The organism is Ellagibacter isourolithinifaciens (genome assembly GCF_008831035.1).
GTDB classification, from domain to species: domain Bacteria; phylum Actinomycetota; class Coriobacteriia; order Coriobacteriales; family Eggerthellaceae; genus Ellagibacter; species Ellagibacter isourolithinifaciens.
In genome coordinates, this window is the sequence record NZ_WAJR01000011.1 from 1 (window position 1) to 16,060 (window position 16,060).

At 57.8% G+C, this 16,060-nt stretch carries 13 protein-coding genes; 3 read left to right on the top strand and 10 right to left on the bottom strand.

Annotation, left to right across the window (positions count from 1 at the left end; genetic code table 11):
- Positions 1 to 121: 121 nt before the first annotated feature.
- Positions 122 to 1,159: a site-specific DNA-methyltransferase gene (locus F8C90_RS05775; RefSeq protein ID WP_158049511.1), complete on the bottom strand. Its 1,038-nt coding sequence runs from the start codon at positions 1,157 to 1,159 to the stop codon at positions 122 to 124.
- 219 nt (positions 1,160 to 1,378) lie between these two features.
- Here F8C90_RS05775 and F8C90_RS05780 point away from each other — a divergent pair, with 219 nt between their 5' ends.
- Positions 1,379 to 2,590 (top strand): IS110 family RNA-guided transposase, encoded by a 1,212-nt coding sequence (locus F8C90_RS05780; RefSeq protein WP_170264567.1) that lies wholly within the window; start codon positions 1,379 to 1,381, stop codon positions 2,588 to 2,590.
- 78 nt (positions 2,591 to 2,668) lie between these two features.
- Here F8C90_RS05780 and F8C90_RS05785 read toward each other — a convergent pair whose 3' ends face one another.
- Genes F8C90_RS05785 through F8C90_RS05800 form a run of 4 tightly spaced genes read right to left on the bottom strand, consistent with a single transcriptional unit; the run spans position 2,669 to position 7,762 of the window.
- Complete coding sequence (locus tag F8C90_RS05785; protein ID WP_211361040.1) at positions 2,669 to 3,529, bottom strand: site-specific DNA-methyltransferase; 861 nt, start codon at positions 3,527 to 3,529, stop codon at positions 2,669 to 2,671.
- Positions 3,526 to 4,305, bottom strand: a complete 780-nt coding sequence (locus F8C90_RS05790) for a DUF4391 domain-containing protein (RefSeq protein WP_158049513.1) — start codon at positions 4,303 to 4,305, stop codon at positions 3,526 to 3,528. Before F8C90_RS05790 ends, F8C90_RS05785 begins: the two co-directional genes overlap by 4 nt.
- Complete coding sequence (locus F8C90_RS05795) at positions 4,302 to 7,556, bottom strand: helicase-related protein (RefSeq protein ID WP_158049514.1); 3,255 nt, start codon at positions 7,554 to 7,556, stop codon at positions 4,302 to 4,304. Before F8C90_RS05795 ends, F8C90_RS05790 begins: the two co-directional genes overlap by 4 nt.
- Before the next feature lie 2 nt (positions 7,557 to 7,558).
- Positions 7,559 to 7,762 carry a YlcI/YnfO family protein gene (locus tag F8C90_RS05800; protein WP_158049515.1) on the bottom strand — a complete coding sequence of 68 codons (204 nt, stop codon included), beginning with the start codon at positions 7,760 to 7,762 and terminating at the stop codon, positions 7,559 to 7,561.
- Positions 7,763 to 7,845: 83 nt separating this feature from the next.
- Here F8C90_RS05800 and F8C90_RS05805 point away from each other — a divergent pair, with 83 nt between their 5' ends.
- Positions 7,846 to 8,874, top strand: a complete 1,029-nt coding sequence (locus F8C90_RS05805; protein WP_158049516.1) for a hypothetical protein — start codon at positions 7,846 to 7,848, stop codon at positions 8,872 to 8,874.
- On the top strand, positions 8,861 to 9,172 hold the full coding sequence (locus F8C90_RS05810) for a hypothetical protein (protein ID WP_147319436.1): 312 nt from the start codon (positions 8,861 to 8,863) through the stop codon (positions 9,170 to 9,172). Before F8C90_RS05805 ends, F8C90_RS05810 begins: the two co-directional genes overlap by 14 nt.
- 6 nt (positions 9,173 to 9,178) lie before the next feature.
- Here the strand turns inward: F8C90_RS05810 and F8C90_RS05815 are convergent, their stop codons facing one another.
- The 5 genes from F8C90_RS05815 to F8C90_RS05835 all read right to left on the bottom strand — a co-directional run bounded on the left by F8C90_RS05815 (position 9,179) and on the right by F8C90_RS05835 (position 16,056).
- A complete protein-coding gene (locus F8C90_RS05815; RefSeq protein WP_158049517.1) occupies positions 9,179 to 9,850 on the bottom strand; it encodes a class B sortase in 672 nt (223 codons plus the stop codon).
- Between the two features lie 104 nt (positions 9,851 to 9,954).
- Positions 9,955 to 13,722, bottom strand: a complete 3,768-nt coding sequence (locus F8C90_RS05820) for a VaFE repeat-containing surface-anchored protein (protein WP_158049518.1) — start codon at positions 13,720 to 13,722, stop codon at positions 9,955 to 9,957.
- A gap of 10 nt (positions 13,723 to 13,732) precedes the next feature.
- Complete coding sequence (locus F8C90_RS05825) at positions 13,733 to 14,197, bottom strand: DNA gyrase (RefSeq protein WP_158049519.1); 465 nt, start codon at positions 14,195 to 14,197, stop codon at positions 13,733 to 13,735.
- A 108-nt stretch (positions 14,198 to 14,305) separates the two neighbouring features.
- Positions 14,306 to 15,310, bottom strand: coding sequence for a VirB6/TrbL-like conjugal transfer protein, CD1112 family (locus F8C90_RS05830; RefSeq protein ID WP_117283755.1), 1,005 nt, complete (start codon positions 15,308 to 15,310; stop codon positions 14,306 to 14,308).
- 5 nt (positions 15,311 to 15,315) lie between these two features.
- A complete protein-coding gene (locus tag F8C90_RS05835) occupies positions 15,316 to 16,056 on the bottom strand; it encodes a hypothetical protein (protein ID WP_158049520.1) in 741 nt (246 codons plus the stop codon).
- Between the last annotated feature and the right edge of the window lie 4 nt (positions 16,057 to 16,060).

Below are 16,060 nucleotides of genomic sequence, written 5' to 3' on the forward strand. Positions count from 1 at the left end.
GATTCCCGGCAGGAAGGCGGCGTAGCATGCGCTAGAATGACGGCATTCTAGGTGATTCTCGGCTCCTCGGGCAGCCTGCGGCTACCCTCGAGAACCGAGCTCTACACCAACATTCGGGACACTACCGTGCAGCGTTGAGCTTGATGGTGTCGGAAAGCACGGAATCCAGGAAAAAGACGCGTTTGGGTTCAAGAGCGGCGATTGCCTCCAAAACCTCAACGGTGAGTCCTTCGTCCATGCAGCAGATGAGCTCGTCAGCGGCGATAGATGTAATGGGGTAACCTGCTACCTCTGTCTTCTCCATGGGAAGCGAAAGCTCAAGTCCCCACTTGAGCATCATTTCGAAGATTATGTCGTCGTACGTGCGACCGGGCTTGATGAGATTGTCGACAAGTGCGCCGCCCTCCACCTGGTCGAAGTTGGAGCTGTCGAGCTTGAGTATGCGGAAACCAATGTCGGGCATCCTAGTCGATTCCCCTGACAGTGTTAGCTGTGCATTTGACGCATGAACTTCGGCTTCTATTTGTTTTCCAACACGTCTTAACCGCTCTTCGGCTATTTCGCAAAGATTAGAAAGTCCTAATTCCTCTGCTTTCTTATTACCGAAAGAGCATTCTGGCAATTGAATGCATATAGCTTTCCTTGTTCCACCATCGTGTAGGTTCATTTTCATTAGCGCATCCATTGAGCTGGCAGAACCGGAGAAAAAGTCGAGGAAAAGGGCGGATGTATCGGGAATCATATCGAATAATTTGATTAGAAATTGAGTCGGTTTGGGGTAAGAGAATATTTTTGCATCACCGAATATATCTAGAATTTCATTTGTCCCATGTTGAGTATAAACATCGTCAATAATTGACTGCAATTTTCCTCTTCTAATGGATCCGTCCTCAAGTTTTAAATACTGTTTGGTTTGAACGCTCCAACCTCCGTCGTTGCTCTTTGCAAACTCAATCTCATTGTTGTCTAGAGCTTCTCGAACACGTTCCTTACTCCAGAGCCATTGCCTTTTTGGCCATACTTCTGTTCCATCTGGCGCGACAATTGGAAATACAAGGTTTTCTCGAGCATCAAGTGTCTTATTCGCTTCGAGCGGGTGTGTCCTATATGGGCCTCCTACTATCTTCTTATCGCGTTTTGACTGTTTCAATCGAACCATTCAGAATGCGATGCAGTTACTGGCTGGGCAGGTATGTCGGCATGTGCCCTGGGGCGTATTCGGACCCCGCAAAAGAGACTGACGGCCTGCCCCATTCGGGGCGGTTCGCGGATAAGCTGGATGGCGGAGCCTTGATCGAAGGCTACCCCGTGTCTCTCACAGGAGGTTGCGAGCCCGTTTGGTGAGCAGGGGCCTGCCATGCACGGAAAGGCAGGGCCTATGATCTACGCCGGGATAGACATCGCCAAAAACGACCACGTCGTAGGGGCGACCGACGAACACGGGCGCGACGCGTCGAAGCCCATGAAGTTCGCAAACTCCGCTGGCGGGTTCGACCGCTGCGTCGCCTACCTGGAAGGGCTCGCGGAATCCAAGTCCGACCTGATGGTGGGCATGGAGGCGACCGGGCACTACTGGCTGCCGCTTTTCTGCCATCTGCAAAACGAGGGCTTCTCGGTCGTCGTGATCAACCCCATCCGCACCGATGCGATGCGGCGCTTCAAGGGCAGCTCGCGCGTGAAGACGGACATGATCGACTGCGTGCTCATAGCCGAGACGATGCGATGCGGCGACTTCGAGCCGAGCAGGCTCGGCGACGAGTCCATGATGGAGCTTCGCCAGCTCACGCGCCTGCACCAAGAGCTCAAAGAAAGCGTCGCGAACCTGAAGCGCCAGGTCATAACCGCGCTCGACCAGGTGTTCCCCGAATACGACTCCATCTTCTCCGACACCTTCGGCGAGAGCTCGAAGGCGTTCCTCAAAAGATGCCCCACCCCCGAAGAATGCCTCGGCATCCGCGCGGATTCGCTGGCGGGCACCTTGGCGAAAGCCAGCCACGGCAAGCTCGGGCGGAAGAAAGCCGACGAGATAAAGAGCATCGCCAAGGGCTCATGCGGGATGCGGATGGCGACTTCCGCCCTATCGTTCCAGATCAAGCTGCTCATAGACCAGATTGACTTCATCGAAAGGCAGGCCGAGGAGGTGGAGGCGAAGATACGCGAGGGCATCCAGGAGATCGAGCCGCTCATCCTCACCATCCCCGGCATCGGGCACATCCTCGGCGCGCAGATCGTCTCCGAGATCGGCGACATCAGGCGGTTCCACAGCGCCCCCGCGATCGTGAAGTACGCCGGCATCAACCCCTCTGTCAGCCAGTCGGGGAAATTCTCATCCGACGACAACCATATCACCAAGCAGGGCTCCCCCTACCTTCGCCGCGCGCTTTACCTGGCGGCGATGGGGCAGTTGAAGCTCAAAACGCCGTTCTACGACTACTATGCCAAGAAGCGCGCCGACGGGAAATCCCATCGAGAGGCATTGATCGCGGTTTCCAGGAAGCTGGTCCACGTGATCTACGCCGTGCTGTCCAAGCAGCAACCCTACGACCCGAATGCCGCGAAGAGCCCCGAGCTCGCATCGCGTTCCGAATGATTCGATGTGAAGCTGTCAAAGTGCGAAATCCAACAATTAAATACTCTCTAGAAAACTTGCCTTACGGGTCTTGACTACTCATAGCTGGTCTCTTTTATCGAAATTTGAATCTTGTTTCGTGTAATATCTCTGGATGGATTCTTCGGTGAGAGGGACGGTAATATCTTGGATCATCGAGATGTCTTTTGCATAGATTAGAACGTAATCCTGAAGTGTAACGAGGTATTTTTCCTTGGGACCGCCCCCATAACGTTTTTTCCAAATAATTGTATCGATGAAATTCGGCGAGCCCAAAATTTCGTCGCAGATAAAGCGTAACGAGTTCAATTCGTTGTCATCGATGGAGATAGCTATGATGCCATCTTCTGATAATAGCTCCCGCGCAAGCCGCAATCTTGGATACATCATGCTGAGCCAGTCAGAATGATAACGACCGGAAGTATCAGCGTTGGATTGACCGCTCAAACCAGCTTGATCTTTGTAGTTCTCAATTGAGTCTTGGAAGCTGTCCTTGTAAACGAAATCATGACCGGTGTTGTAAGGGGGATCGATATAGATCATCTTCACTTTACCGTGGTAGCCGCGCTGGAGAAGCTTCAGTACCTCTAGGTTGTCGCCCTCGATGTAGAGGTTTTCGGTGGTATCCCAATCGACGCTTGCCGCTTCATCGGGACGCAGCGTAGCTGTAGACGGAGTTTGCGCCTGTCGAATAGCATCAGTCTTCCCTGGCCATGTGAAGGCGTAGCGCTCCTGCCCTTCATCAACCTCGTCTCCCAGAATAAGCCGCAGTTTCTCGAAATCGATTGAGCCATCGCCTTCGACGGCAATCTCAGGGAAGAGCGCCTTCAGCTGCTCTATGCGTTCGGCAACTAGGTCTTTCGACTCCAAGTCCACATGCGTGAAGCTCTCGTCCATCAGCTTCTGCTCTTCAGGGGTCATTGGCATATCTCCTTTATCTCATCCATAACGCTTTCGCGCTGCTGTTCCAACTTTCGCATCTCAATGCGAAGCTTCGTCGTGTCAGCAAGAGTCGCATCTTTCGACTTCCTTGCATCGTTCAATTCGTTGATCTTCGACGTTAGCGCATTCATTGCTTTCACGTGTCCCATAAGCAGGTCAACATCCGAATCTTTGCAAACCGGGTAGAAGCCCAGCGCTTTCACGGAGCGCGCAAGCAAGGTTCTGTCGCCCAATGCGATCAGATAGTCCATCAGGGTCGTCTGCGGGAGCATCGCAAACGAGAGACGCTCCAGAAAGGGCGCGTATTCAGGGTTTTCCACCTTGAACAATCCGCTTGAACTGATTCTCTCCGTCACGAAGGCTCCGTGCTCTGCGAGGTTCTTGCGCCGCAGAGCGGCAGAAACTGCAATACCCGGGTTCGCAAAACCTTCTGCAAGGATCACCGTGGGGTTCGGGAAACAGCCGTGCACCATGCGAAGAGCCTCCGCTATCCCGGTCGTGGAGTTCAGGCCGCACGTCAGGAATATGACTGACTCGATGTCGTAGGCATCGTTCTTCACGGGCAAGATGCGGGAGTTCGACTTGTTCAGGCTCGCAAAGAAGCGGATATCCCGCAACTTGTCCAGAAGCTTGACGGACGCAGCTGGTGCCTTGGCAAGCCTCGCCTGCTCCGCCAGCTGCGTCTTGGGGACGCGCCGCTCTCCTGCGAGCGCGCCTTCCGGAAGCTTCAGTATGTCGTTCCAGGACACCGTCATTTCGTCAGCACCACGAAGCTCACGATGGAGTAGTCATCGAATCCGAGAGCCGATCCGCTGCCGACCTCTCCGGCAAAGAAGAGCTGCTCGATCCCTTTAGCTTCCTGCACGCCTGTGATGTCAGAGACGGCGGCCTGGAGAAGCTCGTTCACAGAGGCCATGTCGGTGCCGTCCTTCGTCTTCCTGTTGAAGCGTTTGCAAAGATCGAGCAGGGGCTCGCTCTGCCCATCGCATGCCGCCCTCATGATGTCGAGCGCCGCCTTGGGCTGGGTGTGCGGAGAGATCACGCTGCCGTTCTCGGTGACGTATATGACGTAGTAGGGAAAAGTCGGATTCGTGTCCTTGGGGTCGCGTCTCTCGTCGTTCTGCTTGAGGCAGAAGACGATGCCGGGCTCGACGTCGTCTGCAAGCTCGGGCGGGATCGGTGCAACGGCGCAAAGCCCGCACGACGAGTTCTCCAAAAGCCCCGGATGATTCTGGGCGTAGCGCTTCAGCTCCGCCCGAAAGTCGTCGAAGGCGAAGTCCGTGATGGATATGCCGCCGGACATGTCCTCCAGGTTGAGCACTTCCTCTTGGAGCGCCTGGAGCTGCTGGCGGCGGTATTTCAGGTCGTTCATCTCGTCGTTGCGCTTGCCTTCGAGCACGTTCTCCTCGCCGGTCGCGCTGGCATCGAGCAGCGCCATGCGACCTTTCACGCGCCCCTCCAGCTGGATGTACTCGTCGAGCTCGATGTCAGGCCAGAAGTTCACCAGCTGGATCGTAGTGTTGGCAGACCCCAAGCGGTCGATGCGCCCGAAGCGCTGTATGATGCGCACCGGGTTCCAATGGATGTCGTAGTTCACCAGGCAGTCGCAGTCCTGCAGGTTCTGGCCCTCGGAGATGCAGTCCGTGGCGAAGAGGATGTCAACCTCGCCGAGCTGCCTGCGCGTGTCGGAGAGTTCCTTGGACACTGGCGAGAAGTGCGCGAGCACCGTGTCGAACGTGGCGCGCTTGATCTTGAGTGAATGGGTTTTGGCGATATCGCCCGTGACCATTGCGCATTCGAGCCCAAGCTCTCTCGCCAACGGATCAGACAGTTGGCTATAGAGATAGTTCACCGTGTCCGCGAACGCGCTGAACACGAGGATCTTTCTGTTCTCTTCGTTGAAGGGGCTTTTGGCCTTCTGCTCGATGAGCTCTCGCAGGACGCGCAGTTTCTCGTCGCGCTCGGGCGTGATCTCGCGGGCGTAGCTAAGCAGCTGCTCAAGCACGCTGATGTCGTAGTCGATGTCCTGCCCGAGCTTCAATCGGTCGAGGTCGGCGGGATCCACATGTACCTTCGACGAGGCGCGGTATTCCGCGAAATCGTCCTCGTCGTCGAACATGGACGCGTCTATCTGCGCCATGTCATGCTGGGCGACGAGCTCCTCCGCCTTGTCCAGCATCCGCTTGGTGGCGAGGTTACCCTCGTAGATGCGCTCAAGGGTGATGCGGAACGCGTCGATGGAGCTCTCAAGGCGCTTGAGCAGGTTCACCCGCATGAGGTTGGCCACGGCATGGGTGCGGTTGATCTGGCTGTCGAAGTCGCGGCCCCACGTGTCGCCGTACATGTCCACGTACTTCTGCTGGCGTCCCGGCATCACGTAGGCGAGCTGCTGATACTGCGCAAACGTGAGAGACGCGATCATGTCGTTGAGCTCGGCTATGGAGGGAAGCTTTCCCAGCGTGTCGATGGGCGGGTGGAGCGATATGGGCTTGCGGCGCTCGGGGAATTTTGTGTCGCCTGCGGTGTAGTACTTGTCGATGTGCTTGCGGCTGCGCGCGATAGTGAGCACGTCGAGCAGCTTGAAGTAGTCGGCGTTCACGGCGTTCACGAATGATTGCGTCGTGCGCTCCTCGTCGTCGAGCTTGCTCCACTCTTGGAAGCGCTGCTGCGCCCTGCGCGTCACGCTGTTGATGGAGGGGATGCCGTCCTCTGCCAGATACTCATCATCGCCCTCGGTGATGATCTCTATCTGGTTGCGAAGGTCGAGCAGACGATTGTTCACCGGCGTCGCTGACAGCATGAGCACCTTCGTGCGGATGCCCGACTTGATGATGTCCTCCATGAGGCGATCGTAGCGGCTTCGTTTGGTGGTATCTGTCGGCTTGTTGCGGAAGTTGTGCGACTCGTCGATGACGATGAGGTCGTAGTTGCCCCAGCGAAGCGTCTCCAAGTTCACGTCTCCCGAATATCCGGTATAGCGCGAGAGGTCGGTGTGATTGAGCACCGTGAAGCTCAAACGGTCGTCTGCCAGCACATTGCGCTCGTCGTTGTCCGCCGCGTAGAGCGTCCAGTTCTCTCGCAGTCGCTTGGGGGCGAGCACGAGGATGCGGGCGTTTCTCTCCTGGTAGTACTTCATGATGGCGAGCGCCTCGAAGGTCTTGCCAAGACCCACGCTGTCGGCGATGATGCAGCCCTTGTACTTCTCCAACTTGTGGATGGCACCGACCACGGCGTCCTTCTGGAAGTCGTAGAGCTTGTTCCAGATCACCGAGTCCTCAAGCCGGAACTCAGGTTTTATGGGATCGTCCTCGTCGTCTTCCATGAAGTCTCGGAACAGATGGTAGAGGGTGAGGAAGTAGATGTACTCGGGAGCGTTATCCTTGTAGAGGGTCTGGACCTGCTCGGCCACCGCATCGGTCACTTCCTCCACCATGGCGGGGTTGTCCCATACGGCATCGAACATGGCCTTGAGGCCAGCGGCCTCGGTCTTGCCTTCGTAGTGGCTCACGCCCATCACGGTTCCCGGCTTGCGGTCATATCCGAGGCCTTCCAAGGTGAAGTCGGCGGATGCGCCCATGAATGCCTGTGCCCCGTCGTTCGCATTGTCGATGTAGTATGTGCCGCCCGGCTGGATGGCACCGCGATGCTTGGCGGACTTGAAGGTCGCCCTGTCTCGGATCCATTCCGCGCATTCCTTGGCAAGTGCGCGCTGGTTGAGGTTGTTGCGCAAGGTGAGCTCCAGCCCGGTGCCGCCGATGCCCTGTTCGCGCGAGCGGCGCTTCAGCTCGAACTCCATGGGCTCCTTGGCATCCTGCATGCGCTTCACGAAGGTGGGCTCACTGAACACGAAGCGGAGCTCTTCAACTTTGGAAAGGGCATCTTTCAGCTCACCGTAGGCGAACACTGTGAAATACGAGCTGATGATGGACAGCTTCGCATCCTCGTCGATGGAACCTGCCAAGGCGTCCCCGAGGCGCTCTTCTCCGATATTGCTCAGGAATTCCATAGCTAGTCTTTCTTCACGAGCTCGTCGATCATGCACATGCGCGCGAAGGCACTGAAGCTTAGTCCTTTGAGCGTCGCCGCCTCGGCAGCGGCATCCTTGAGGTTGCTCGGTATGCGAATGGTGATGGCAGTCTGCTCGCCATCGACTAGGTATTCATGCAGCTTTGTCTTGCTCGCCCCTGAATCTACTAGCTCCGTGAACTTCATAGACCCCTCCCGAACGGTTCGTTTTGCAATACAAACGATTATAATGTCTACAACGGCTCCGAGTAGTAATAAAGAGGACTAACATGGCTGAATCGGACAAAGAAATCATTCCAAGAGCTAGCAACGAATTCGATCCATATGACTCGAATTATCCGATAAACCTGCTTGCCGAGGGCATCGGCTCCACTCTCGCGGAAGCGGACAAAGCCGCCGCAGCAATCGTCAATGCGGTTTCGAAAGATGCGTCGATAGCTATCCAGATCGGAGAGTCCCTAACTAAGGGAGTTCGATATGTGGTTGATACGCCCGACGCCATGATCGACTCACTCGAAAAGGGAAAGATTAAGTTCACGCAAGAGAACAATGGCAAAATGTATGCCCAGTTACGTCAAAGCGACGGGCATTACGGTGAGAAGGTTCCCATCAAGCGGGAGGAATTCAGCCAAGGGATAGGCCCTGTGCAGATGGCCAATGCCATGCAGCTCCGCTCGCTCCAAGCGCAAGTGCAGGAACTTCAGGACAGCATCACGTTAATCGACTTCAATGTCAGAGACGTGCTACAAGGCCAGCAGAATGACCGTTTTGCACTATACCAAAGTGGATTAGGGCTGTTTCTGGAAGCACGAGGGGTATCTGATCCAGACCTGAAAAGACAGCTCACATCTCAAGCTATTCGCGCTCTATCAGATGCTTCTTCGCAAATCTCCCTGCAGCTCGAATCGGATGTTGATTGGCTCAAAAGCGAGTCTTACAAAGAGGCAAAGGGGAAGAACAAGCAGCTCATATTGGATCGCATAGCTAGAATCAACAGGGGCTTTGAGCATATTCACCAATCGTATGTCCTCAGGGCTGCCATCTATGGCGACATCCACGAGTATGCCGCGATGATAAGCACTCTGGAAGCCTATTCTCATTTCATAGACTCGACAATTGTCTCCAATGCTGGTTTCCTCGCAGAATGCGATCCTGACGATACTGGTCTTGGGCACGGAACGTGGAAGAAGCGTGCCCGTCTATCAATCAAGATGGGCGACCTCGCTAAACAGCTCAGATCTCAAGATGTTGTTTTATACCTTTCGGAGGCGGATGAGGACGACCATGAAGAAGATTAAGCTTGGATGCCCGAATCCAGAATGCCCAAACCACAAGAAGAACGCCAAGCTCAAGCACAACCTGACCAATTGTCCGATATGTGGCTCTTCGCTTGTCCATGTCTGCAAGAACAAAAAATGCCACACACTAGTAGAGGATGACGACAAGCTCTATTGTGTTCTTTGCAATGCTGATCGCGAAGATAAAAAAGTGGTCGCAGCGAAAGGCGCAGCTTTCGGGGGCGCAGGACTAATCGGAGCTGGCATTAAGTATCGCCATGCCATCAAAGACGTCATCGTGACCTTGATTAAGCGCTAAAACACCTTATATAGTTGCATACACCACCGTTCGCGAGTTCCTTGTCTGATAGGAGCAGGTGGTGAAAGCGAAGAGCTGACTTGCATCGGATGTATCTGCTAGCTGCAAGTCCGGCGTCCCGATAATCTCCTCAAGGCCTTCTTCCTGATCGATCACCAGCCTCTCTCGGCTGGCATTCACGATGTCTACGGCGCAGACCATAAGCTCAAGCGTATCGCCGCTTCGCTTGTAGACGATGATGCGGCTGTGCTCACGGGCGAATCCCTCGTCGATAAAGTCCGCGAACTCGGCGAACGCCGTACCGTCGGACATATGGTGTCCGTAAACCATGACAAATCGAGAATCTATCGTGCATTCGCAATCTATATAGGGCGTACCATACGCTCCCTGGCCAAATACGTCCCTATAGAGATAAGCATTCGGGACATCAGGCATGGCCTGCGCTATAGGCTCGTCTATGCTCGTACCGGGCACCTCAACCCAAGCAACGACCTCTGCAGGAAGGCTATCCCAGTCGATCTGCCTTTCCGGTTCTTCCTGATCGCTCAGATTATCGACCGTCTCTGCAATCTCGATGCGTTCCTCCTCTGACGCACAAAGAATGGTGAGAGTAAGCGCCGTGAGTATGGCGATAATGATTACGCTCGTGGCCTTCGCCGCCTTTCTGATTCTCTTCATTTTTTGCTCCTTGTGCCGAAAAAGGGTGGGACGCCTAGCGAGCGTCCCACCCTGCCATCCTTAGTTCTCAGCTAAGATTCCTGCCGCTTGCGTCAAGGGTCGGTTTAATCCTCGTCGGTTGCCGTCAGCGCTTCCTCTTCCATCTTTTCGATGGCGTCGGTCTGTTTGCGGCTGCGGCGGACGTAGGCGTAGGTCGCACCGGCGATGCCGCAGAGCAGGATCACCGCGACGCTGGCCGTGACGGGATCGACCTCTGCGAAGGCGCCTGTCTTCGGGTATCCCTTACCGGGGTTCTCCGGCTCTGGCACGGGTTCCGGCTCGGGGAAGCTCACGGTCTGGCCGTCGTCGTTGATGTCCTCGTGAGTGGCGACGATGTTCTCCTGCGCGTCTGCGAGCTTCTCGAAGAACACGATGTCGCGTCCCGCGAGCTCGCGCGTGTCGATCTCGACCTCGACGTCGATGGTGCCGTCCGGGGTCTCGGGCACGAACTCGGTCATTCCCACGATGGGAAGGCCGTCGTCGCCCAAGATTGGGTTTCCGGTAGCCTTGTCCATGAACATGGTGAATAGCTTGTAGGTGCTGCCCGGCGCAAGCCCGGTGTAGGCAACCGTGTCGATGAGCTTCACGTGCTCGCCAATGGTGCCGACGTTGGTTCCGGTCTCTGAGTCGCGCGCCTGGGTGGCGATGTCCACTATGGCGACCGTCTGCTCCACGTCGTTGATGTCGGCGTGAACCATGTACTCTGCGCCTTCGAATTCCATCGTCTCAAAGGCAACGAGCGACTTGCCAGCGAGGCTCACACCGGCGAAGGTGAAGGTCACATCCACCGTGCCGCACGACTCCTCTGCAGTGAAAGTGGTAGACGCTGTGATCTCGCTGCCTTCATCGTCGAGTGCGGGCCCGCCGGTGGTCTTGTCCATGAGGGCTCCGCTCACGGTGTACTCGTTTTCGGGGATGAGCCCCGTGTATTCGATGGTGTCCACGATGGTGAGCTCGTCGCGGGCTTGGCCCTCGTGGGTTCCGCTTGCTGAGTCCACAGCGGTCGTCTTCATGGTCTTGGACATGTTGTCAAGTACGAACTCGTGCGTCTGTGCCATGACCCCGCTCTCGTCCCACTCGATCATGCCCTGGTCGTTCACTTTGAAATCGGTCACGGTCGGGTTTCCTTCCTCATCGAGGTCGGCGATCACGTAGCCCCCGGGAGCCGCCACCTCTTGGATGTGGTAGCTCCCGTGCTTCGCGTAGGCGAGCGAGATGGTCCCGTTCTCGTCGGTCGTCATCTCCTCATCGAAGGTTCCCTCGTCGTTCCAGATGCGGAACACGGCACCGGCGACGGGGGTCTCGGGGTCGAGTGCGTCCACCTTCTTGATCTCAGGGTCGGTGGGCTCGTTTATCACGGCTTCCTCGTGGTCGTAGACCGCAACATCCTGTCCTGCGTATTCGAGCACCACGGTCTTCTCAGCCATGTCGAGGGCGTAGCCGTCTTTGGCCTTGGCCTCGTAAACGGTGTAGGTTCCGAGATAGAGCTCGGGCGTGGTCACCTTGCCGTCCTCGCCGGTCGTGAGCGTGGCCACGATCTCGCCCTCGTTCGCACGGATGGTGCCGTCAGGCGTCTGGATGGTCTCCGCAGCCTTCACGATGTAGACGGACTCGTCCACGGCCTCTCCCGTCCAGGAGTCGGTCTTGGCGACCGTGATGGTAGCCTTCTGGGGCATGTTTGAGAACTCTATGACAAGCGGGTTCTCCCAGCCGTTGTAGCCATCGCCGACATGGAACGTCTTGCCCTCAAGCTCCTTCACGTAGCCGCAGGGTGCCTGGACCTCTTTGAGCGTGTAGTCGCCCTCTTCGAGCAGCATCGGCAGCGTCAGCTCGCCGCGTGCGTTGGCCGTCCAGGTGTCGATGGTCTCGGTCACGGGGTAATGGGAGGTGTAGGTGACGAGGTTGCCGCTCGCGTCCTCAAGCTGGAAGCTCACGGGAAGCGGGACCTGCTTGCCGGTCTCGGCGTCAACCTTCACAACCTTGAGAGGAGTCTGCGGGATGTGGTCGTTCACGAGCTGCGGCGGATCGTACTGACCTTCCTCGCGGATCGTGGTCTTCCAGTCCTCCACGGGAAGGAGGGTCTTTCCCCACTTCGCTTTGAAGGCGTCGGCCACGTCGGCCGGGATCACCTCATGAATACGGTAGGTTCCGTAGGCGAGCGCGCCTGTCCAGCTGCCGGACTTGCTCCAGCCGTTGACTTCGGCGTTGTCGTCCTTGGTGGTGGCGAGCCCGTTCTCGTCCACCGTGATGGTGCACACGCGGTTGCCGGGTTCGACGAGCTTGCCGGTCTCGGGCGAGAGCACTGCCTCTGCGGAATCGTTATAGAGCTCGAACTTCACTCCGGGCACAAGGATGCGCACGACCTCCTTCGGCATGTCACCGTCAGGCTCGTCGTAGACGGTCACGGGCACTTCCTTCACGAGGCGGAAATCTCCGCGCTTGACGGTGTCGGGCACCTTGGGCGAGTTGTAGGTGTAGACGGACTCGCCCTGAGCGCCGTCGGGAGTGATGCGCACGCAGAACACCTTAGGATCCCCGCCGTGCCCGTCGTCGAGGTTGTAGCCCTGGGGGGCGCATGTCTCCTGGATCAGCACCGTTCCCAGGGGAATCGATGCGTCGCCGTTGGTCTGGTAGTAGAGGGAATCTCCCGAGTGCTTGTACTCGTCGGCCAGGTAGGCAAATCCATCGGCGTCCGTCTCGAACACCCAGGTGCGCGCAGGGGCACCGGAAGCCTCGGCCGACGCTGCGTCGGCGTAATCGCCCGCATAGTAGCGAACGGTGAAGAGCGCGCCTTCAAGCGTCGCGTCTCCCTGCGGCTCGCTCTCGTTGGTGTCGGCATCAACCTTGCCGACGAGCATGCCCACAGGGTCTGACTGCGGGATGTCGGATACGCTCTGGCCGTTCACCCGCGTGGTCTCATCTGACCTCACCTCGACCGGATAAACGGTCGGGTCGAGCGCGTGCCCCGGAGCCTGCTTAGTCTCGCGCACCCAGTAGCTGCCCGGCTCAAGCTCCTCCAGTATGCCGTAGCCTTCCTCGTCGGTCGTGATGGTGCCCGCCAAGTCCGTGAGGCCCGAGTTGCGGTACACGGTGTAGACCGCGCCCTCCACGGAGTAGAGCGGGTTGCCCTCGCACATCCCCTCGTTGGCGGTGACCTTCACCAGGTCGATCTTACCGTAGGGGGTGTACTTGAACGACAGAATCAGCTGGTTTCCAGCGCCCGTGTAGAGCATGAACGCCTCGAAGTTCGAGGGGACTTCGCCCTGCATGCGCGAGATCTTGCGGCCTGTCGCATCGTCGTTGCACATCGTGCCTGACGAGTCGAAGCCGATCACGTTGTAGCGGCACCATTCCTTGAAAGACTCGTTGCACCCGTAGAGCGCATAGTTTCCGTTGGACGAGAATGTATCTGAGAGCAGGATGTGCGCGAGCGCTGCGTAGCGCGCATCCGTCATGGCCGTGCCGTCATACCACGTGCTTGGCCAGAGGCTTGCATCGAATCCCGGGCTGCCGTAGCTGAACCAGAGGTCCGCTATGGTCTCCGCATCGCGACCCGATACCGAGCTTATCGCGCTTTTGGTGTAGGTGCCTGCAGGCGGCGTCGCCGCAGAGGGGTTACCGCAATAGGCCATCTCGCCGTCGGCGTACATCCATGTGGTCGTGTATCCCGCATAGGGGATCTTGCCTCCGATGCTCAATGAAGCGGTCTCTGAGGCGAATGCGCTTTGCCCCGAAGCCGCGGGAGCGCCTATGACCGAGCTCAGGGCGACAAGTGCTGCGAGCAGGCAGCGCAGTATCTTTGAGCCGGAAGCGCCAATCATCGTAACTTCCATGTCGCACCGCCTATCGGGAGACGGGCTCGGCCTGGCGAACCTCGCGGCTCTGGTTGGCCGATGCCTCACGGGCCTCTTTGGCCTTGTCGTCGAGCGACGCGAGGTAGGCCGCCCTTCCCTTGTCGATGCCCTCCTTGAGTGCAGCGGGCATCACCTTGATGACCTCGCGCACTTGCTTGCCATCCTCGTCGAGCGTGGGGCTGCCGACCGGCTCCAGCACGCTCTTCTTCAGCCAAACCTCCTTCTCGGCCAGAAGGGGGATGTCCCGGTAGTTCTCGCCCTTGAAGCGGGACGGATTCACAAAGAGGGGACTGAACTGGCTATAGCTCACATCCTGTCCGTTGACCACGGTGCCCTTGGGCAGCGTCACCGAGTTGAAGGTCTTGGTCTCGCCGGTCTTCCTGTCCTCGTACTCGATGCCCTCGTGCACGAAGTTCTTGTGCAGGGTGATGTAGATGTTCTTCTTGTCGTCCATTTTGCTTTCTCCTTTGCGTCTTGTGTCTTTTTGGGGTCTATTGGTGGAATGCCCCTGTGGATGCCCTGTCAGCCCATAGGCACCACCCCCTCTCTTGCTGGCATGCGCCTAGAACCCGCTCACGATGTCTCGTGCCCAGGCTCCGCTCTTCACGAGCGACAACACGAGCAGGATGCACATGGCGAGGTACTGGAGCGCGTAGGTGAGCCCGTTCGCTATCGCGTCTATGGGCGTTCCGGTTCCCGGGTTCACGGCGACGATGCCGCCCAGGATCACGGGGAAGCTGATGAGCAGGATCAGAATGATGAGTCCTGCGATGCAGACGGCACCGAAGCTCTTCAGGTACCCGAGCCCGATCTGGCGCGTCTGCTCGAATCCGAGGAATGCCAGCGGGATCGGGGAGAACGCCGCCATGACGTAGAGCTGTATCGCGCGCGCCCAGCAGACGACGAGCGCCACGATGTACGCGACGAGCACGACGAGCCAGCTGATGACCGCGACGACGAGCAGCGCCAGGAGCGCAGACAGGTCGTCATCGCCCGTTACGATCGAGACTGCCGTCATGTCCAGTGCGCCGCCAGTGCCGAAGAGGCCCTCCACACGGTCTATCGCAAGGCCTATGACCTCGTAGATGGCCGCCATGAGGTCGAAGGAGTGCTGGATCAGGAAAAGGAATACTGCGAAGAACACGAGGAGGAACACCACCTCCTTCACGCCCGGGAAGGATTGGTTGCCGTCCATGCGCTGTGATATCTCGATGAGCTTCAAAGTGAACACGAGCCCGAGAACCCCGCAACCGATGGGCAGCACAGCGACCTGCCAGACGCCTCTGGCGATGTCGTACATGGAGACATCTCCCGCGCTGGCGAGCATGGTCTCGAACGGTGCCGACAGTACGCCGTTAGCGCCAAGCGAGCGCATCACGTCGGTCTGAGCCGCGAAGATCCAGTTGCACCAGTCGCGGAGCACTCCGCAGAGCCATGCGTTGATGTCGTCCGCGATCGAACCCCATGCGAGCTGAGTGGGAATGAACAGCGTGGAGAGCAGAACGAATGTGGCTGCGAACGCCACTATGAATCGTCTGTTTGAGACGAGGCTTTTGACTTTGCCCATCCCTATCAGAGCGCCTCGATCGTGCCATCGGATGAGCGCGTTACCGAGATCATGGTCGATGCCCCATCGTCGAGCGTGAACGTTGTCGTAGCCGCGTTGTTGGCATAGTCTATCCACGCCTCCGCATCCCAGATGGCGCGAGTCGCGCTTGGGGACACGGCTGCTGCACGCGCCGAGACGGCGGCCTCGATCTTCGCGGCGTCGATCCCCATCGCCTCTTCGAGCTTGGAGGTGACGCCGGTGAAGCTAAGCGACCTGTCCCCGACCTGCACCTGCCTGTATGCGCAGGCGAGGGCGTCCGATCTAAGTACGGTGTCTGCGCCGTCGCTGCTAACAGAGACGAGAACGGGGCTCGCGGCATCGGTCATTGACTTCGAGGCGAGCACGGTGGCCTCTATGCCGGAGGAAAGCAGCTCCTCGCCGTCAAGCGTCCAGTAGGTCACCTCCGTGCCGCCGTCCTTGGTCTCGACGAAAGCTCCCTTGACGATGGAAAGCGAGTGCGTTGCGTCGTCCACGCCCACCCACGAGGTTCCGACGAGCGATTCGATGCCAGAGCTCGCTTCGCCGTCTGCAGCATCGGTCTCGGACTGAGGGTTCTCTACTGCTGCCTCCTCTGCCGATTCAACAGCAGCCCGGCCTTCAGTCGACCCGTTTTGGGCGAGCGTGCACCTTGCCACGCCCGAGCCCACGAGGAGCACCGCAGCAACAATGGCCGCAGCGAGCATGAGCTTGTTCTTTCTGGTCATGTTT